This is a genomic window from Nocardioides segetis, from assembly GCF_051390595.1.
Taxonomy (GTDB): Bacteria; Actinomycetota; Actinomycetes; order Propionibacteriales; family Nocardioidaceae; genus Nocardioides.
Genome location: NZ_JBNINR010000008.1, coordinates 138,505 through 155,637, shown reverse-complemented (window position 1 = coordinate 155,637; position 17,133 = coordinate 138,505). Strand labels below are relative to the sequence as shown.

At 73.6% G+C, this 17,133-nt stretch carries 18 protein-coding genes; 11 read left to right on the top strand and 7 right to left on the bottom strand.

The window, feature by feature from the left end:
• Positions 1-65: 65 nt before the first annotated feature.
• Positions 66-1,685 (bottom strand): hypothetical protein, encoded by a 1,620-nt coding sequence (locus tag ACPZVR_RS16065; protein WP_436700613.1) that lies wholly within the window; start codon positions 1,683-1,685, stop codon positions 66-68.
• A gap of 105 nt (positions 1,686-1,790) precedes the next feature.
• Here ACPZVR_RS16065 and ACPZVR_RS16060 point away from each other — a divergent pair, with 105 nt between their 5' ends.
• Entirely contained in the window at positions 1,791-3,026 is a 1,236-nt protein-coding gene (locus tag ACPZVR_RS16060) for a C39 family peptidase (protein ID WP_436700612.1), read from the top strand.
• A gap of 138 nt (positions 3,027-3,164) precedes the next feature.
• Here ACPZVR_RS16060 and ACPZVR_RS16055 read toward each other — a convergent pair whose 3' ends face one another.
• On the bottom strand, positions 3,165-4,700 hold the full coding sequence (locus tag ACPZVR_RS16055; RefSeq protein ID WP_436700611.1) for a molybdopterin-dependent oxidoreductase: 1,536 nt from the start codon (positions 4,698-4,700) through the stop codon (positions 3,165-3,167).
• Positions 4,701-4,765: 65 nt separating this feature from the next.
• On the opposite strand from ACPZVR_RS16055, the gene ispF reads away from it, so the two are divergent.
• The 3 genes from ispF (at position 4,766) to ACPZVR_RS16040 (ending at position 7,014) form a co-directional block, all read left to right on the top strand.
• Positions 4,766-5,242, top strand: coding sequence for a 2-C-methyl-D-erythritol 2,4-cyclodiphosphate synthase (gene ispF / locus ACPZVR_RS16050; protein ID WP_436700644.1), 477 nt, complete (start codon positions 4,766-4,768; stop codon positions 5,240-5,242).
• Between the two features lie 97 nt (positions 5,243-5,339).
• Positions 5,340-6,290 carry an alpha/beta fold hydrolase gene (locus tag ACPZVR_RS16045; protein WP_436700610.1) on the top strand — a complete coding sequence of 317 codons (951 nt, stop codon included), beginning with the start codon at positions 5,340-5,342 and terminating at the stop codon, positions 6,288-6,290.
• 13 nt (positions 6,291-6,303) lie between these two features.
• The gene (locus tag ACPZVR_RS16040; protein WP_436700609.1) at positions 6,304-7,014 is read left to right on the top strand and encodes an IspD/TarI family cytidylyltransferase; all 711 of its coding nucleotides are present in this window, start codon (positions 6,304-6,306) and stop codon (positions 7,012-7,014) included.
• Positions 7,015-7,027: 13 nt separating this feature from the next.
• Here the strand turns inward: ACPZVR_RS16040 and ACPZVR_RS16035 are convergent, their stop codons facing one another.
• Positions 7,028-8,179, bottom strand: coding sequence for a sensor histidine kinase (locus ACPZVR_RS16035; RefSeq protein WP_436700608.1), 1,152 nt, complete (start codon positions 8,177-8,179; stop codon positions 7,028-7,030).
• Positions 8,172-8,858, bottom strand: coding sequence for a response regulator transcription factor (locus ACPZVR_RS16030; RefSeq protein ID WP_436700607.1), 687 nt, complete (start codon positions 8,856-8,858; stop codon positions 8,172-8,174). Before ACPZVR_RS16030 ends, ACPZVR_RS16035 begins: the two co-directional genes overlap by 8 nt.
• A gap of 88 nt (positions 8,859-8,946) precedes the next feature.
• Between ACPZVR_RS16030 and ACPZVR_RS16025 the strand changes: the two genes are divergently transcribed.
• Positions 8,947-9,540 (top strand): M15 family metallopeptidase, encoded by a 594-nt coding sequence (locus ACPZVR_RS16025; RefSeq protein WP_436700606.1) that lies wholly within the window; start codon positions 8,947-8,949, stop codon positions 9,538-9,540.
• Positions 9,541-9,554: 14 nt separating this feature from the next.
• Here ACPZVR_RS16025 and ACPZVR_RS16020 read toward each other — a convergent pair whose 3' ends face one another.
• Positions 9,555-10,166: a 2-C-methyl-D-erythritol 4-phosphate cytidylyltransferase gene (locus ACPZVR_RS16020; RefSeq protein WP_436700605.1), complete on the bottom strand. Its 612-nt coding sequence runs from the start codon at positions 10,164-10,166 to the stop codon at positions 9,555-9,557.
• Between the two features lie 52 nt (positions 10,167-10,218).
• Complete coding sequence (locus ACPZVR_RS16015; RefSeq protein WP_028654642.1) at positions 10,219-10,704, bottom strand: CarD family transcriptional regulator; 486 nt, start codon at positions 10,702-10,704, stop codon at positions 10,219-10,221.
• Positions 10,705-10,935: 231 nt separating this feature from the next.
• Between ACPZVR_RS16015 and ACPZVR_RS16010 the strand changes: the two genes are divergently transcribed.
• From ACPZVR_RS16010 to ACPZVR_RS16000, 3 genes are read left to right on the top strand one after another with little or no spacing between them, the layout of a single operon-like run.
• Positions 10,936-11,922 (top strand): UbiA family prenyltransferase, encoded by a 987-nt coding sequence (locus ACPZVR_RS16010; RefSeq protein WP_436700604.1) that lies wholly within the window; start codon positions 10,936-10,938, stop codon positions 11,920-11,922.
• 52 nt (positions 11,923-11,974) lie between these two features.
• Entirely contained in the window at positions 11,975-12,592 is a 618-nt protein-coding gene (locus tag ACPZVR_RS16005) for a copper chaperone PCu(A)C (RefSeq protein ID WP_436700603.1), read from the top strand.
• A complete protein-coding gene (locus tag ACPZVR_RS16000; protein WP_436700602.1) occupies positions 12,592-13,338 on the top strand; it encodes a phosphoglyceromutase in 747 nt (248 codons plus the stop codon). Before ACPZVR_RS16005 ends, ACPZVR_RS16000 begins: the two co-directional genes overlap by 1 nt.
• Positions 13,339-13,446: 108 nt before the next feature.
• On the opposite strand, the gene phoU is transcribed toward ACPZVR_RS16000, so the two are convergent.
• Entirely contained in the window at positions 13,447-14,100 is a 654-nt protein-coding gene (gene phoU, locus ACPZVR_RS15995) for a phosphate signaling complex protein PhoU (protein ID WP_436700601.1), read from the bottom strand.
• Between the two features lie 122 nt (positions 14,101-14,222).
• Here phoU and ACPZVR_RS15990 point away from each other — a divergent pair, with 122 nt between their 5' ends.
• Genes ACPZVR_RS15990 through ACPZVR_RS15980 form a run of 3 tightly spaced genes read left to right on the top strand, consistent with a single transcriptional unit; the run spans position 14,223 to position 17,129 of the window.
• Positions 14,223-15,431: a sensor histidine kinase gene (locus ACPZVR_RS15990; protein ID WP_436700600.1), complete on the top strand. Its 1,209-nt coding sequence runs from the start codon at positions 14,223-14,225 to the stop codon at positions 15,429-15,431.
• Positions 15,428-16,105: a response regulator gene (locus tag ACPZVR_RS15985; protein ID WP_436700599.1), complete on the top strand. Its 678-nt coding sequence runs from the start codon at positions 15,428-15,430 to the stop codon at positions 16,103-16,105. Before ACPZVR_RS15990 ends, ACPZVR_RS15985 begins: the two co-directional genes overlap by 4 nt.
• Positions 16,106-16,148: 43 nt before the next feature.
• Positions 16,149-17,129 carry a DMT family transporter gene (locus ACPZVR_RS15980; RefSeq protein ID WP_436700598.1) on the top strand — a complete coding sequence of 327 codons (981 nt, stop codon included), beginning with the start codon at positions 16,149-16,151 and terminating at the stop codon, positions 17,127-17,129.
• Positions 17,130-17,133 lie beyond the last annotated feature (4 nt).

The window sequence follows — 17,133 nt, the reverse complement described above, 5'->3', positions numbered from 1 at the left end:
TCTAGGGATCCGCGCGAGTCCGGCAGGCATTGTCGCCGGACCCGCGCGCGACCCTCAGCGGCGCCTCAGCGCTTGACCTTCTTCGCCTTCGACGTCACGGTCTGCGGGAGGTAGGACGCCTTCGTCGCGGTGACGACGACGGTGATCCGCTTGCCGCGGTCCTTCCTGGTCAGCTTGTACGCCGCCTTGGAGGCCTTCTTGGCGGGCTTGATGGCCTTGCCGTTGCGGTACCAGCGATAGCTCAGCGTCACGCCGTCCCAGCCGGACACCTTCGCCTTGAGCTTCGCGCCGGCCCGCGCCGTGCCCTTGACCTTGACCTGGCCGGCGGGCAGCACGCCCTGGACGACCTCCGAGGCGGCCGACGTGCGCAGGAAGCCGTTCCACCAGCCGGGGCGCGCAACGGTGGCGGCGACGGAGATCCGGTGACCGACGTCCGCGGACTTCAGCCGGTAGTTCGCCCCGGTCGCGCCGGGGACGGGTGCGCCGCCACGCAGCCACTGGTACGTCGTCGTGGCGGCCGGGTCCGCGGTGAGGTCGCCGGGAGCCGCGAGGGTGGCGCCGACGGCGGTCGCGCCCGACACGGGGGTGGTGGCGACGGTCGGCCGCGCCTCGAGCGGGAGCGGTTGCGGCGGTCGCACGCCCTGGGCCTGGACCATGGCCCGCCCGTCCGTCCGGCTGCCGTCGACGGAGTTCCCCGCGGAGTCGTCGAGGTACACCATCACCCGCGCCTCGATGGCGGCACCGGCCATCGCCGCGGTCACGGGGAAGGTGGCGCTGGTCGTGCTCGACCGGGTGAAGCCGACCTGGGGACGGCCGTCGACGTACCAGCTGATCTCGCTGTAGTAGCTGCCGGCGGGCGGCCCGAAGCTCGCCGTCAGCGTCTGGCCGGGCGCGGGCGTGCCGGTGATCCTCAGCGCCGACGAGAGCCGGGCATGGCCGGAGCCGACGATATTGCCCGCCGAGTACAGGACGGTGGTCTGGTAGCCGGCGAGGGTGCCGGTCACCGCGACCGTCACCCGCTTGCCCGCGTCGGCGGACGTGGGGGTGTAGGTCGGCGTGGTGGCACCCGGGATCTTCTCGAGGGCGGTGTTGGTCGCCCACCGGTGCCACTGGTAGGAGAGGGTGGCGGTGGTCGGTCGCCAGCCTTCCAGCCCGACGGCGGTGAGCGGCTTGCCCACCTCGTAGGCGCCGAGGACGAACGGCTCGACGGGCGCCATGCCGAGGCCGACGCGGGGCAGGGTCAGCTTGAACGTCGTGGGGCCGTCCGTCGCCGTCCAGTCGCTCGCGGTGTCCACGGACGTCGAGGCGGCCCCATCGGAGCGCCAGCAGGTGTCCCGGTGGCGGACGTCGGTGGTCCACTCGCCGCCGTCGCCGAAGCCGTAGAACGTGTCGCTGAAGCAGATCCGGTACTTGGTTCCGATGTTCAGGCCGACCGTGCCGCCGGTGTAGCTGAAGCGGCCGTTCTCGTCGGTGAGCTTCGGCCCGAACTGCAGGCCGATCCACTGACCGCCCTGCAGGCTGTAGATCTCCCAGGAGACGTTCTGCAGCGGCTTGCCCTGCTCGTCGACGGCGATGCCGACGACCGTCGGACGGGCCGAGGCCGGACCCGCCGTCAGCGGCAGCAGGGTGAGGCCGAGGAGGGCGGCGAAGAGGACGGACGACAAGACGCGGATCGGTCTGAGCACGAGCGCCACCCTTCCCGTGGTGCCACGGCGAAACGGCTCCCGCGAGGGTGTGACGCACGACTCCGGGGTGTGACGAAAGTGACGGGTGTGACATACCGTGGTGGGGTGCGCCGGATCTTCCCCCACCCCGCCGTGTCCCTCGCCCTCGCCGCCTGCCTGGTGGCGGGTGTCCTGACGCTGGCCCTCGGGCGCCCGGACGGCGCCGCGGGCACCGATCCCGCCGCGGCCAACGCCGCGGCGGTGTCCGACCGCCGGATCGACCTGGAGCGGTTCGCCGCGCCGGGGCCGTGGAAGCCGGCCGGGACGCGCGCGAAGTACGGCCGGTCCTACGACGTCGCGCGCTGGAAGACCCGCTGGGTCTCCCCTGGGTTCGACTTCACCGAGCTGATCACGTCGTGGTCCGCCCGCACGCCCGGGTCGAGCTGGATCGAGATCGAGGTCCGCGGTCGCACCGCCGCAGGCGCGAAGACGTCGTGGGACGTGCTGGCCCGCTGGGCCGCCAAGGACAAGGTCGTCCAGCGGCGATCCGGCGGCACGCAGGCCGACGACGGCACCCGGGTCGCGACCGACACCTGGAAGACGGCCGGCCTGGCGGCGTACCGCCTCCGAGTCGCGGTGCACCACGAGCGCGGCCGCAAGGCCCCCCGCGTCGACCTCGTCACGGCGATGACCTCCCGCGTCCCGGCCACCGCCGGACCGACGTCCGCACCGGTCGCGGCGCGCGGCGTCGAGCTGACCGTCCCCCGCTACTCCCAGATGATCCACTCCGGCCACTACCCGCAGTGGGGCGGCGGTGGCGAGGCCTGGTGCTCGCCGACCTCGACCGCGATGGTGCTGGGCTACTACGGTCGCCTCCCCGGACCGGGCAGCTACCGCTGGGTCCCGGCCGGCCACCCCGACCCGTGGGTCGACGCGACGGCGCGCCTGACCTACGACCACGCCTACCGCGGCACCGGCAACTGGTCGTTCAACACCGCCTACGCCGCCCGACGGCTCGGCGCCTCCGGGGAGGCGTTCGTGACCCGGCTGCGCGACCTCACCGACGCCGAGCTGCTCGTGCAGGCCGGCATCCCGCCGGTGATCTCCCTCGCGTTCGCCCGCGGCGAGCTCTCCGGCGCCCCGATCTCCTCCTCCAACGGGCACCTGCTGGTCGTCGTCGGCTTCACCGCCACCGGGGACGTCATCGTCAACGACCCCGCCGCCGCGAGCAACGACGGCGTGCGCCGGGTCTACCCCCGCGCGCAGCTCGAGCGGGCCTGGTTGCAGGCGTCCGGCGGCACGGCGTACGTCATCCGCGACGCCGCCCACCCGCTGCCCGCCGCGCCCGCCGGCAACTGGTGAGTTGCTGACCCGGCGCGCTCGCGCCTCACCAGCTGCGCGGCTGCATGTCGCACGGCGGCGCAGCCGCATCGTGCGAAGCCCGCGGGGTCGAGCTTGCGAGGCCCCGGGCGGCGAGCACGATCTGCGACACGCTCGCGCCTAACCAGCACTGAACTCGATGCTGTGCCAGCCGGTCGCGCCGTCGGGGAGCACGTCGGCGACCGTCCCGGTCTGGGTGCGCCCCCCGGTGTCGATCGCGCGGACCCGCAGCTCGTGGTCCCCCGGCTCGACGTCGACCACGGCCCGCCACTGGACCCAGGTGTCGAGGTTGGGCGCGGCTGCCAGCGTGGCCCGCTGCCAGCGGCCGCCGTCGACCTGCACCTCGACGGCGCCGATCCCGGTGTGCTGGAGCCACGCCACCCCGGCGCACACGACCGCGCCCGCGGGCACGTCGGCGCCGTTGCCGGGCACCTCGATCTTCGAGGAGATCTTGACCGGCCCCTGCTCCGACCACCCCTTCTCGGTCCAGTACGCCGTGATGTCGGCGAACCTCGTGACCTCCATGTCGACCACCCACTTGCACGCCGAGACGTACCCGTAGAGCCCGGGAACGATGGTGCGCACCGGGAATCCGTGCTCGATCGGCAGCGGCTCGCCGTTCATGGCGACCGCGAGCATCGCGTTGCGCTCGTCGGTCAGCGTCGCGAGCGGGGTGCCGCAGGTCCAGCCGTCCTCCGAGGTCTGCAGCACCGCGTCGGCTCCCGCCAGGGGACCGGCCTCGGCGAGCAGGCCGGCCAGGCGCACGCCGCTCCACCAGGCGTTGCCGATGAGGTCGCCCCCGACCTCGTTGGACACGCAGTTGAGCGTGATCCAGTCCTGCGTGATCTCGCGGCGGACCAGGTCGGCGTAGGACAGTCGCAGCTCGCGCTCGACCATGCCGTGGATGCGCAGCTCCCAGTCGACGGGGGCGACGGTCGGCTTGATGATGGCGGTGTCGATCAGGTAGAAGTCCTCGTTCGACGTCTGCCAGGGCGAGACGCCCTCGACGCCGACCCCCACCCCGTCGGGGACGGCGGGCGCGGTGATCCCCTCGATCCGCAGCAGGCGCCGGCTCTGCTCGGCCCGCCGCCGTGCCGTGCCCGCGATCCGACCGACCAGGCCGCCCGCCGCGGCCAGTGCCGCCGCACCGCCCGCGGCCGCGAAGAACCGGCGGCGGGTGTGCATCGGCTCGGCGGCCGGGTCGCCGCCGTCCTCGACCAGCTCCCACCGGCGCAGCCACTCCGCCAGCACGGCGAGCACGACCAGCCACCCGAGCAGGCCGGCCGCGACCGGCGCGAGGTCGATCAGGCCCGGCGTCGGCTTGGCGAGCACGGCGACGACCGCGACGCCGGCGAGCACGGCGTACCCCGTGACGGCCGCCCACCAGCGCTGGTGCGCCCATCGGCCGATCCAGCCGAACGCGACGGCGAGGAGCGCGAGGATGCCGAGGATCAGCACCTTCTTGTCAGACGTGCCGAAGCTCTCGATCGCCCAGGTCGCGACCGGGCCGGGCGTCAGCGCGATGACGCCCTCCGCGACGGCGACCAGCGGCGAGTCCCGCACATGCAGCAGCGCGGCGGCGGCGTAGCTCAGCGCCAGGCCGACGGCCCCGGCGAGCAGGCCGGCCAGCGGCCACCAGGTGCGGGAGGTCCTCACCTGCCCGATTCTCCCGCACCCGACTCTCGCGCGGGCACGGACTCGGGCATGATCGGCCCGTGACCCTGCGCATCGGCATCGGCTCCGACGTCCATCGGCTGGTCCCCCGGGGTCCGCAGGACCCGCCGCTCGCGCTGGGCGGGCTGACCTGGCCCGACGAGGACGTCCGGCTCGAGGGGCACTCCGATGCCGACGTCGCCGCCCACGCCGCCTGCGACGCGCTGCTCTCGGCGGCGGGGCTCGGCGACCTCGGCAGCAACTTCGGGACCGCGGAGCCGGAGTGGGCCGGCGCGAGCGGGGCCGCCCTGCTCGGCGAGACCCGCCGCCGGGTCGAGGCGGCCGGCTTCGCCGTCCTCAACGTGGCGGTGCAGGTGATCGGGAACCGGCCGAAGGTGGGCCCGCGCCGAGCGGAGGCCGAGGCGGCGCTGGGCGCCGTCCTGGGTGCTCCCGTGTCGCTGTCGGCCACCACGACGGACGGGCTCGGCCTGACCGGCCGTGGCGAGGGGGTCGCCGCGATCGCGACCGCGCTGCTGTCCTCCTGACCCGCGCCGAGAGGTGTGACACGTCGTCGCAGAAAGCCTGCCGCGGCGGCGGAGGGCGTGGCAGGGTGGTGGCGCGAGCGATGTCGAGGAGGCATGGATGTCCGACCCCACCGTGATCACCGAGGACGGCCTGCGGATCCACGTGACCGCGCACGGTCGCCCGGACGCCACGCTGACGGTGCTGCTCTCCCACTGCTGGACGGCGGACGAGTCCGACTGGCACTACCAGGTGACCGACCTGCTGGCGCGCTACGGCCGCGACGTACGGGTGGTCACCTGGGACCACCGCGGCCACGGGCGCTCCGACCGTGCCCCCGAGACCGCCTGCACCATTCCGCACCTCGCCCGCGACCTCGGTCGGGTCGTCGACGCCTACGCGCCCGAGGGCCCGATCGTCGTCGCCGGCCACTCCGTCGGCGGGATGACGATCACCGCCATTCCCGAGGAGCGGCCGGATCTGATGCCGCGGATCGTGGGCGCCCTCTTCGTCAGCACGACGAGCGGCGAGCTCGACCGGATCACGCTCGGACTGCCCGCCCTGGCCGGCGCGGTGCTGCGTGACCGGCTGCCGTTCATCCTCGCGAACCGCGCGCGGATGCTCAGCCTCAGCCGCCGCGAGAAGTTCCCGACGATCGAGCGCCAGGTCGCGCGGCGGTTCCTGTTCGGTCGGCCCGCCCGCGCCCGCGACATCGCGCACGCCGTCGACCAGCTCGTCCATGCGCGCCCCGAGACCATGTCCGGGTTCTTCAAGGACATGATGACCCACGACCGGATCGGGAACCTGGCGGCCTTCGACGACATCGCGACCACGGTCCTCGTCGGCAGCCGTGACCTGCTCACGCCGCCGGCGCACGCCGCCAAGATCGCCCGCGGCATCCGCGGTGCCCGGCTGCTCGTGGCGCCGGACGCCGGGCACTACCTGCCCTTCGAGCGCCGCGAGCTGGTCAGCGGCGAGCTGATCGCCCTCGTCGACCGGGCGCTGGCGCGGCGGCCACGGCCCGACCGCGACGGCGTCGTACGCCGGGAGCGGCATCAGGCCCGCGCCTGACTACGCTCACCGGGTGAGCACGCCACCGACCGCCGCCGTCGTCGTCCTCGCCGCCGGGAGCGGCAGTCGCGTCGGCGCGGAGGTCAACAAGGTCCTCCTGCCGCTGCACGGACACCCCCTGCTGGCCTGGTCGGTGCGCACCGCGCTCGAGGTGCCCGGGGTCGACCCGGTCGTGGTCGTCCACCGGGCCGGCGAGCGTGCCGACGTCGGCACGGCACTCCTGCCCGTGATCGGCGAGCGCGAGGTGCTGCTCGTCGAGGGGGGCGCCACCCGTCAGGAGTCCGAGCAGGCCGCCCTCGGCGTGCTCGCGCCCCGCGTGGCCGCGGGCGGCGTCGACGTGATCGCCATCCACGACGGCGCCCGGCCGCTGGCCGGTGCGGAGCTGTTCGCCGCGGCGATCGCCACCGCACGTCGCTACGGCGGCGCCGTGCCCACCGTCGAGCCGGCCGGTCTGCTGCCCCGCGACCCGGCGACGGCTCCCACGCCCGGAGGCACCGGGGCGCGGCTGGTGGGCGTGCAGACCCCCCAGGCGTTCCGCGCCGTACCGCTGATCGAGGCCTATGCAGCCGCGGCGGAGGCGGGCTTCGACGGGACCGACACCGCGGCGTCCTTCGCGCAGTTCGCCCCCGCGGGGCTCGAGGTGCGCGCGGTGCCCTCGGGCCCGGGGAACCTCAAGGTCACCTTCGCCGAGGACCTCCGCGCCGCCGAGCGGCTCGCCGACTGAGACTCGATCCGGGCTAGGAGCGAGCGCTCGAGATGGTCGGCGCGACCGCGAGCGGCAGCCGCACGGTGGCCTCCAGCCCGCCGCCGACCCGCGCGGCGAGGGTGAGCGTGCCGTCGTGCGCCTCGGCGATGCTCGTGACGATCGCGAGACCCAGACCGGCCCCCGCGTGCCCCTGGTCGCCGGTCCGCGCGCGCTGGCTCCCCCGTTGGAAGGGCTCGGCGAGGGTCGCGACCAGGTCCGGAGCGAGGAGCGCGCCGGTGTTCTCCACGGTCAGCACCGCCGCACCCGGCTCGCGGCCGACCCGCACCCGGACCCAGCCGCCCTCGGGCAGGTTGTGGACGATCCCGTTGTGCACCAGGTTCGTCGTCAGCTGCAGCAACAGGGCCGGCTCGCCCCGGGTGACCGCGAGGTCGCCGGAGGTCTCGAGGACCACGCCGCGGGCCTCCGCGAACGGCAGCAGGGTCTCGGCGGCCTCCTCGGCGACCAGGGAGAGGTCCACGTCCTCGCGGGCGAAGGAGCGGCGGTCGGCGCGGCTGAGCACGAGCAGCGCCTCGGTCAGGTCGATCGCCCGGGTGTTGACGGCGTACAGGCTCTCGACGAGCCGGCCGGTGTCGCGGGTCGGGTCCTTGCGAGCCAGTTCCAGCAGGGTCTGCGTGATCGTCAGCGGCGTGCGCAGCTCGTGTGAGGCGTTGGCGGCGAAGCGCTGCTGCTCGGCCACGTGCGCGTCGAGCCGCGCGAGCATGCTGTCGAAGGCGTCGGCCAGCTCGCGGAACTCGTCGCGGCGCCCGGGGAGCCGGATCCGGTGGAAGAGCGACCCGGTCGCCGCCGTCCGGGTGGCCTCGGTGATCCGGGCCAGCGGAGCCAGCATCCGCCCGGCCAGCAGCCACCCGCCGAGCAGTCCGCACGCCAGCAGGAAGCCCAGCGCCAGTGCGGCCTTCGGCGCGAACGCCTCCCACAGGTCGGAGCGCCCGGGCACGAAGAGGTACGGCGACCGCATCGGGTCGTCGGTCCCGCCGCGGACCGGCACGGTGACCGCCTCGTCGGGCACGTAGCGCAGCAGGAACAGCCAGACCACGGCCAGCAATAGGGCCCCGGTCAGCAGCAGGAAGCCGGCGTAGCTGAGGGTGAGCTGGAGCCGCACGCTCAGTCCGGGACGCCTATCCACCGGCCGCTCCGCTGGCACCGGGATCGTCGATGCGGTAGCCGACGCCCGGCACGGTGGCGATCACCCACGGCTCCCCCAGCCGCTTGCGCAGCGCGGAGACGGTGATCCGCACGGCGTTGGTGAACGGGTCCGCGTTCTCGTCCCAGGCCCGCTCCAGCAGCTCCTCCGCGCTCACCACACCACCCTCGGCCGCCACGAGGACCTCGAGCACCGCGAACTGCTTGCGCGTCAGCGCGACGTACCGGTCGTCGCGGTAGACCTCGCGGCGGAACGGGTCGAGCCGCACCCCCGCGATCTCGCGGACCGGGGGGCGGTGGTGGGCGCGCCGGCGGTCGAGCGCGCGCAGCCGGAGCACGAGCTCGGCGAGCTCGAACGGCTTGGTGAGGTAGTCGTCCGCGCCGAGCGCGAACCCGGACGCCTTGTCGTCGAGCCGATCGGCCGCGGTGAGCATCAGGATCGGCATGCCGCTGCCGGAGGCCACGATGCGGCGGGCGATCTCGTCCCCCGAGGGGCCCGGGACGTCGCGGTCGAGGACGGCGATGTCGTAGGCATTGAGGCCCAGCAGCTCCAGGGCGGTGTCGCCGTCGCCGGCGATGTCGGCCGCGATCGCCTCCAGGCGCAGGCCGTCACGGACGGCCTCGGCCAGGAGAGGCTCGTCCTCGACGATCAGCACCCGCACCCGGTCGATGCTACGAGTCGCCGCGTATCGCCGGCATATCGAAAACGCCATACGCCCCGGCAACGTGGCGCGGCCTTGACTCCTCGCCATGGCCACCTTCCCCACCGCCCCGCCCGCGCGGCCCCGGCTGCGGCCCGCCGTCGTCCTCCTCGGGCTGCTCGTCGCGGCGCTGGTCGGCGTCGCCGGCTCCCGACTCGTCGCCCTGCCCGCGTCCTCGTCGGAGTCCGCCGCCCCGGTCGGCGACGGCGAGCTGCCCGACAACACCTCGGTGTACGACGACGAGCACGCCGGGGTGACCGAGCTCGACCCGGACCTGCTGCGCGCACTGCGCCGGGCCGCGACCGCCGCCGTGGACGACGGCATCGACATCGTGGTCAACAGCGGCTGGCGCTCCCGGGAGTACCAGCAGCGGCTCCTCGACGACGCCGTCGCGACGTACGGCTCGCGGGAGGAGGCGGCACGCTGGGTCGCCACCCCCGACTCCTCGCCCCACGTGTCGGGCGACGCCGTCGACGTGGGCCCGGCGCGGGCCGCCGCCTGGCTGGACACCCACGGCGCGCGGTACGGCCTGTGCCGGATCTACGACAACGAGCCGTGGCACTTCGAGCTGCGCCCCGACGCGGTCGACCGGGGCTGCCCGCCCCGCTACGCCGACCCGACCCACGACCCCCGGACCCGCTGAGCCGGCACGGCCGGCTAACGGGGATCGGTCAGCGCCTCGAGCAGCTCGAGGTCGGCGTCCGAGCCCACCCGCCGCGCGGCCGGAGGCGCCTCGGCGAGCACGACCCGGTCGGCGCCGTACCGCTGCCGGAGGGCGGAGACGAGCTCCACGAAGTCGGTCGCCGGCAGCCCGTCCCCGTCGCCGAGCAGGTCGGCGACGACCGACGCGGGCAGCACGACCGGGGAGCAGACGGCGACCAGGCCGTCCCGGTCCACCGTGGCGCCGAGCGTCTCGCCGCCGTCGGGCGCGGCCTGCGCCTCCTTGACCGTGTCGGTCACGGGGCGTACCCCCACGATGATGCGGTCCTCGACCGACGCCCGCTCGGCGCACCGGCGCAGGAAGTCGGGCGGCGTCATCGGGCACAGCGGGTCGTGCAGCAGCAGGGGCTGCTCGAGCTCGGCCACGACGTCCCAGGGGACCGTCTGGTCGAGCAGGTCCACCCCGGCCTCGCCCGCGGCCCAGGCCGCGGCGGCCACCAGCGACTCGCCGTGGATCAGGCGGAACGGGAGGGCGCCACGGCCCTCCTCGACCACGATCCCGGCGACGGGGGCTGAAATGCCGACGACGTCATACGGATGCGGGTTCATCGGAACCCACCGTATGACGTCGTCGGGTTGGAGTGAGAGGTGCCCGAGCCGACTAGCTCGCCAGCACCTCGTCGAGGATGGTCTCGGCCTTGTCCTCGTTGGTGTTCTCGCACAGCGCGAGCTCGGAGACCAGGATCTGGCGCGCCTTGGCCAGCATCCGCTTCTCCCCCGCGGACAGGCCGCGGTCGCGCTCGCGGCGCCACAGGTCGCGCACGACCTCCGCCACCTTCATGACGTCGCCACTGTGGAGCTTCTCGAGGTTCGCCTTGTAGCGCCTCGACCAGTTGGTCGGCTCCTCGACGTGCTCCGCGCGGAGCACTCCGAAGACCCGGTCCAGCCCGTCCTTGTCCACGACATCCCGAACACCCACGAGGTCCAGGTTGTCGGCCGGCACGCGGACCACGAGGTCCTGCTGGGCGACAATCCGAAGCACGAGGTACTGCCGTTCCTGGCCCTTGATCGTCCGCATCTCGATGTTCTCGATGACCGCGGCCCCGTGATTGGGGTAGACGACCGTTTCGCCGACGGTGAAAGTCATATGAGCAAAACCCCTTCCTAGGGTGACCTATCTTACCACGCCGCCAAGGACTCTCCGAATGCGTTTGCGCAGGTCAGGGCCACAATCGGCGGCTTGACAACCGGCCAAACGTGTGGTGCGCCCGAGCGCCGGCGTGGTGAGGCGGATCACACGCAGCGGGATGCCGGCCTCGTGACGCCCGATCGGCGGGCCCGCCCCCACACCGGGCGATGGTGGTCAATACTGCTCGCCATGGCGAAGATGCAGCGCTGGCGCCGCGGCGCCCCCGCGGAGCAGGAGCCCCTGCCCGAGGAGACCCTCGAGGTCGGCCCCGAGGACCTCCCAGGGGAGCTTCGCGAGGAGGTTCCCGCGGACGCGCCGGTCGAGGCCACCGCCGACCCGCGCGAGGAGGCTGTCGCCGACGCGCCTGACGACGACCCGGACGAGGCCGACGACGAGGAGCTCCGGCGGCCCCCGCTGCCGCACGTGCCGGACCGCTCCGGGCTGTCCGGCTGGCTGCTCGGCGGACGCAACCCCGCCGACGTCGTACCTCTCCAGCTGCTGCAGGCCGCGCACGCCAAGCAGGCGATCACGACCGCGCTCGCGATGGGCCTGGTCGCCGCGGTCGCCGGGCGCCCCGCGCGCGAGGCGGGCGTGGTGCTGGTGACCGTGCTCGTCGGCCAGACCATCCTCGGCTGGCACAACGACATCGTCGACCGCCAGCGCGACGAGGCGCACGGACTGACCGGCAAGCCGATCGCTGCCGGCCGACTGGAGCCCGGCACCGCCTGGTACGCCGTCATCGTCGGCTTCCTGCTGCTCGTCCCGCTCGCGACCACCACCGGTGTGAGGGCGGCCGCGTTCTACGGGGCGTCGGTCGTCGTGGCGATGCTCGGCAATATCGTCCTGCGCACCGGCTTCCTGTCCTGGTGGTCGTGGGCGGCGTCCTTCGCCCTGCTGCCGGCCTACCTCTCCTACGGCGGCTGGGGCGGCAAGGCGGTCGGCAGCCCGCCCGAGCCCGCGATCGTGGTCCTCGCGGCGCTGCTCGGCATCGGCGTCCACTTCACCCGCGCCGTGTGGGGCCTGGTGGCCGACCACGAGGACGGCTGGACCTATCTCCCGCTCAAGCTCGGGCTCAAGCTCGGCGCGACCCGACTGCTGGCGCTCTCGACGATCTACACCGTCGTCATCGTGGTGCTGCTGGTGGTGGTCAGTGCCCGGGTCGGACTCAGCCGTTGACCGACGCTAGAGTGAGGCCGCTTCGACCCAACTGACCCGGAGGCTCGCCGACATGCCCCACCTGCGCCGATCCGCGCTCGCCGGACTGCTGCTGGCGGTCGTTCCCGCCACTGCCCTGAGCGCCTGCGGATTCGACTACCCCACCGATCGGGTCAACACGATCGCCGGCGGTGTGAACGAGCGCTCCGGCGACGTCGACGCGCTCGGCATCCGGATCCTCGCGACCGCGCAGGGCGAGGGCCGGCTGATCGGCTCGCTGTCCAACAACCTGCGCGACGACGCCTCGCTCGACGCCGTGTCGTCGTCCGCCGGCATCGTCGCGGGCGAGTTCGAGCCGGTCGAGGTCGCGGGCCGTGGCTTCGTCAACCTGTCGACCGACACCGTGGTGCCGCTGAGCGGCGACTTCACCGCCGGCCAGATCGTGCCGCTCGACCTCACCTTCAGCGACGGCACCACGCTCAGCCTCGACGTACCCGTCGTCAAGCCGTGCTTCCAGTACACCCAGGTCCCCACCGACGTCCCGAGCGCGACCGCGTCCGCCAAGGGCGGCGCCGACGCGGAGAGCGACGAGGCGACCCACGAGGCGAGCGACGAGGCGAGCGAGAGCCACGACGCGAACTTCAGCTGCGCCGACGAGGCCCCGAGCCCCGGCGGCGGCGAGGCGCACTGATGACGTTCACGCTGGTCCTGCTCCGCCACGGCGAGAGCGAGTGGAACGCGAAGAACCTCTTCACCGGCTGGGTCGACGTCGCGCTGACCGAGAAGGGCCGCGGCGAGGCGGTCCGCGGCGGCGAGCTGCTCGCCGAGGCGGGCATCCTCCCCGACGTCGTCCACACCTCGCTGCAGCGCCGCGCGATCAACACCGCCGCGCTCGCGCTCGACGCCGCCGATCGGCACTGGATCCCGGTGCGCCGCTCCTGGCGCCTCAACGAGCGGCACTACGGCGCCCTGCAGGGCAAGGACAAGAAGGCGATCAAGGACGAGTACGGCGAGGAGCAGTTCATGCTCTGGCGCCGCTCCTTCGACACGCCGCCGCCCCCGCTCGCCGACGACGACGAGTACTCCCAGGCCGGCGACCCCCGCTACGCCGATCTCGGCGAGGAGCTGCCCCGCGCCGAGGCGCTCAAGCAGGTCATCGAGCGGCTCCTCCCCTACTGGGACGCCGGGATCGTGCCGGACCTCCGCGCCGGCCACACCGTGCTGGTCGCCGCCCACGGCAACAGCCTGCGCGCGATCGTGAAGCACCTCGACCGGATCAGCGACGCCGACATCGCCGGCCTGAACATCCCCACCGGCATGCCGCTGGTCTACGAGCTCGACGAGGACACCCTCGCCCCGGTCGTCCCCGGCGGGCGCTACCTCGACCCGGAGGCCGCCGCCGCCGCGGCGGCCGCGGTCGCCAACCAGGGTCGCTGACCCGAGACCGGATCGACCCGTCGCTTCTGAACGTCTGAGTAGCGCCGACCCGGCGCGTTCAAACGCGCCGGGTCGGCGTGATTCCGGGTTCGATCCGGGCCGGGTCGATCAGGCCGCGGGGGCGGGGTTGTGCCCGGTGACCACGAAGATCACCCGGTTCGCGACCGAGACGGCGTGGTCGGCGATGCGCTCGTAGTAGCGGCCGAGCAGGGCAATGTCGACGGCCGCCTCGACGCCGTGGGTCCACTCCTCGCCGAGCAGCTCGGCGAAGCTGCGGCGGCGCAGCTGGTCCATCTCCTCGTCGTCGCGGCCGAGCGCGATGGCGGCCTCGACGTCGCGTCCGGAGATCACCTCGGTGACCCGCCCGACCATGTCCTCGGCGACCTCCGCCATCCGCGCGACGGTGGGGCGGACCTCCTCGGGGACCGCGACGTCGGGGACCCGCAGGCGGGCGATCTTGGCCACGTGGACGGACAGGTCGCCCATCCGCTCGAGCTCGCCGACCATCCGGAGGGCGGCGACGATCGTGCGGAGGTCGCCCGCGACCGGCTGCTGGAGGGAGAGCAGGGCGAAGGCGGAGTCCTCGACCTTCTCGCGGGCCCGGTCGATCTCGACGTCCCCGCTGATCACCCGCTCGGCGATCGAGGAGTCACCGGTCATCAGGGCCTCGGTGGCCTCGCCGACCGCGACCTGGACGCGGCGGGAGATTCCGGCGAGGTCGTCGAAGATCGCGTCGAGCTGGTCGGTGTAGGCATCACGCATGGGCCCGAGCGTACGGAGGCGAGGTGTCCAGCAAGCGAAGTGCGGTGAACGCAGGATGAACATCGCGAAGCCCGGCCTCCGCGATGCGGGGCGCGGCGCCCGATGCGCCGTACGATCGAGGCGTGGATCCGACGACGCAGGCCTTCGTGGCTGCGCTCCTCGGCGCCCTCGTGGCCGGTGGCGCCGTGCTCGCCTGGCACCTCAGCGACCGGCAGCAGCGGGTCTTCCAGCCGCCCGAGGAGCCGCTGCTCCCCGCCGGCGTGGCCGCGGTGCTCTCGGTCCTGCGCAGCAGCGCGGTCGTGGTCGACGAGTCCGACGCGGTCGTCAAGGCCTCCGCGCCGGCCTACGCCATGGGCTTCGTGCGCGGCACGACACTGCTCTCCGACGAGCTCGGCGGGCTGATCCGGCAGGTGCGACGCGACGGGCAGATCCGCGAGACCGAGCTGATCGTGCCGCGGGCGGCCGGCGCGCCGCGGCACGTCACCGCGCGGGTCGCGCCGCTCGGGCCGCGGCTGGTGCTGGCCCTGGTCGAGGACCGCACCCGCGAGCGCCAGGTCGACGCCGTACGGCGTGACTTCGTGGCCAATGTGAGCCACGAGCTCAAGACCCCGGTGGGCGCGATGCGCCTGCTCGCCGAGGCGGTGCAGGACGCCGCCGACGACCCGGACGCGGTCTACCGGTTCGCCTCCCGGATGCTGACCGAGAGCGACCGGCTCTCCCGGCTGATCCAGCAGATCATCGAGCTGTCGCGACTCCAGGGCGACGAGCCGCTCGACTCGCCGGTGCCGGTGTCGATCGACGACGTCGTCGCGTCCGCGGTCGACTTCGTCGACATGAACGCCAACGCCAAGGACATCCAGGTCATCACCGAGGGCGAGGCCGGACTCAAGGTGCTCGGCAGCGAGAAGCAGGTCGGGGCCGCGGTGTCCAACCTCGTCGCGAACGCCGTCGCCTACTCCGAGCCGGGCTCGCGGGTCGTGGTCACCCGCAAGCGGGCCGGGCACAGCGTCGAGATCTCGGTGATCGACCAGGGCATCGGCATCCCCGAGGCCGAGGTGGAGCGGATCTTCGAGCGGTTCTACCGCGTCGACCCCGCGCGCCACCGCTCGACCGGCGGCACCGGCCTGGGCCTGTCGATCGTCAAGCACGTCGCGGCCACGCACGGCGGCGAGGTGCGGGTCTGGTCCGTCGAGGGGCAGGGCTCGACGTTCACGCTGATCCTGCCGCAGCACCCGAACCAGGAGGACGGGCCGTACGTGCGGCTCGCCCCGCTCGCGTCCGGCCCGGAAGCGCCGGGCGGACGCACCGAAGATCAGGAGGATGCCCGATGACCCGGGTACTTGTCGTCGAAGACGAAGAGAGCTACAGCGACGCCCTCGCCTACCTGCTCCGCAAGGAGGGGTTCGAGGTCGCGATCGCGGCCGACGGCAACGAGGCGCTCAAGGAGTTCGACCGCAACGGCGCGGACATCGTGCTGCTCGACCTCATGCTGCCCGGGATCCCCGGCACCGAGGTCTGCCGGACGATCCGCCAGACGTCGAACGTGCCCGTGATCATGGTCAGCGCCAAGGACGACGAGGTCGACAAGGTCGTCGGGCTCGAGCTCGGGGCCGACGACTACGTCACGAAGCCCTACTCCCCCCGCGAGCTGGTCGCCCGGATCCGCGCGGTCCTGCGGCGCGGCGTCGGCGACGAGCTGCTGCCCGACACCCTCGAGGCCGGGCCGGTGCGGATGGACGTCGAGCGGCACGTGGTGACGGTGGACGGCACCGAGCAGCGGCTGCCGCTCAAGGAGTTCGAGCTGCTGGAGATGTTCCTGCGCAACCCGGGGCGCGTGCTCACCCGCGGCCAGCTCATCGACCGGGTGTGGGGCTCGGACTACGTCGGTGACACGAAGACGCTCGACGTCCACGTGAAGCGGCTGCGCGCCAAGCTGGAGCCGGAGCCGAGCGAGCCGAAGTACCTCGTCACGGTGCGCGGGCTCGGCTACAAGTTCGACGTCTGAAAATCACGCGACCCCCGGACTCCCGCCCTCTAGCGTGGGCGGGGTGACCGCCGCCGACTCCGCCGCGCCCGCCTCCGCTCCCGGCGCGAGCGGAGGACGGACGCCCGGGGCGGCCGGGCTGCTGCCGTTGGCCGCGGTCGCGGTGACCATGGTGCTGTGGGCCAGCGCCTTCGTCGGCATCCGCCACCTCGCCCACGACTTCTCCGCGGGCTCGCTGTCGCTGGGCCGCCTGGCGGCGGGAGCCCTGGCACTCGCGCCGGTCGCGCTGGCACGGGGAGTGCCCCGCCCGAGCCGGCGACAGTGGGTCTCGATCGTGACGATCGGCGTGCTCTGGTTCGGGATCTACAACCTCTCGCTCAACGCCGGTGAGCAGCGGGTCGACGCGGGGACGGCGTCGATGCTGCTGCAGGTGGCGCCCGTCCTCATCGCCGTGCTCGCCGCCCTCTTCCTCGGCGAGCGCTTCACGGTCCCGCTCGCCGCCGGGCTCGCGCTGGCGCTGTCCGGCGTGGTCGTGATCGGCCTGTCCACCTCGGGCGGCGACAGCTCCGGCGACGTGCTCGGCGTCGTGCTCTGCCTGATCCCCGCCGCGGTGTACGCCGTCAGCGTGATCCTGCAGAAGCCGCTCCTCACCGACCTCTCCGCGGTCCACGTCACCTGGCTCGCCTGCACCGTCGGGGTCGTCACCTGCCTGCCGTGGGCGGGCCGGCTGGTCACCGAGGTGGGCGACGCCCCCGTGTCGTCGACGCTGTGGCTGGTCTACCTCGGCGTGTTCCCCACCGCGATCGCGTTCACGACCTATGCCTACGCCCTGCGGCACATGAACGCCTCGGCACTCGGGGTGACGACCTACCTGGTGCCACCGTTGACCATCGTGATGGGGCTGGTGTTCCTCGACGAGGTCCCGCCGACCATCGCGTACGCCGGCGGGGCGCTCGCGCTGCTCGGCGTCGGCGTCGCCCGCCGGGCGCCCGCCCGCAGGGCCGTCGCCGCGCCCGCCGCGCCCGGTCAGGACCCGGCGGCGTGACCGG

What these genes read in the sequence shown, in the direction of transcription:
- ACPZVR_RS16000 (WP_436700602.1), top strand. Translation starts at nt 12,592, where the DNA reads ATGACGTTCACGCTGGTCCTGCTCCGCCACGGCGAGAGCGAGTGGAAC.
- phoU (WP_436700601.1), bottom strand. Translation starts at nt 14,100, where the DNA reads ATGCGTGATGCCTACACCGACCAGCTCGACGCGATCTTCGACGACCTC.
- ACPZVR_RS16020 (WP_436700605.1), bottom strand. Translation starts at nt 10,166, where the DNA reads ATGAACCCGCATCCGTATGACGTCGTCGGCATTTCAGCCCCCGTCGCC.
- ACPZVR_RS16045 (WP_436700610.1), top strand. Translation starts at nt 5,340, where the DNA reads ATGTCCGACCCCACCGTGATCACCGAGGACGGCCTGCGGATCCACGTG.
- ACPZVR_RS16005 (WP_436700603.1), top strand. Translation starts at nt 11,975, where the DNA reads ATGCCCCACCTGCGCCGATCCGCGCTCGCCGGACTGCTGCTGGCGGTC.
- ACPZVR_RS15985 (WP_436700599.1), top strand. Translation starts at nt 15,428, where the DNA reads ATGACCCGGGTACTTGTCGTCGAAGACGAAGAGAGCTACAGCGACGCC.
- ACPZVR_RS16025 (WP_436700606.1), top strand. Translation starts at nt 8,947, where the DNA reads ATGGCCACCTTCCCCACCGCCCCGCCCGCGCGGCCCCGGCTGCGGCCC.
- ACPZVR_RS16015 (WP_028654642.1), bottom strand. Translation starts at nt 10,704, where the DNA reads ATGACTTTCACCGTCGGCGAAACGGTCGTCTACCCCAATCACGGGGCC.
- ACPZVR_RS16010 (WP_436700604.1), top strand. Translation starts at nt 10,936, where the DNA reads ATGGCGAAGATGCAGCGCTGGCGCCGCGGCGCCCCCGCGGAGCAGGAG.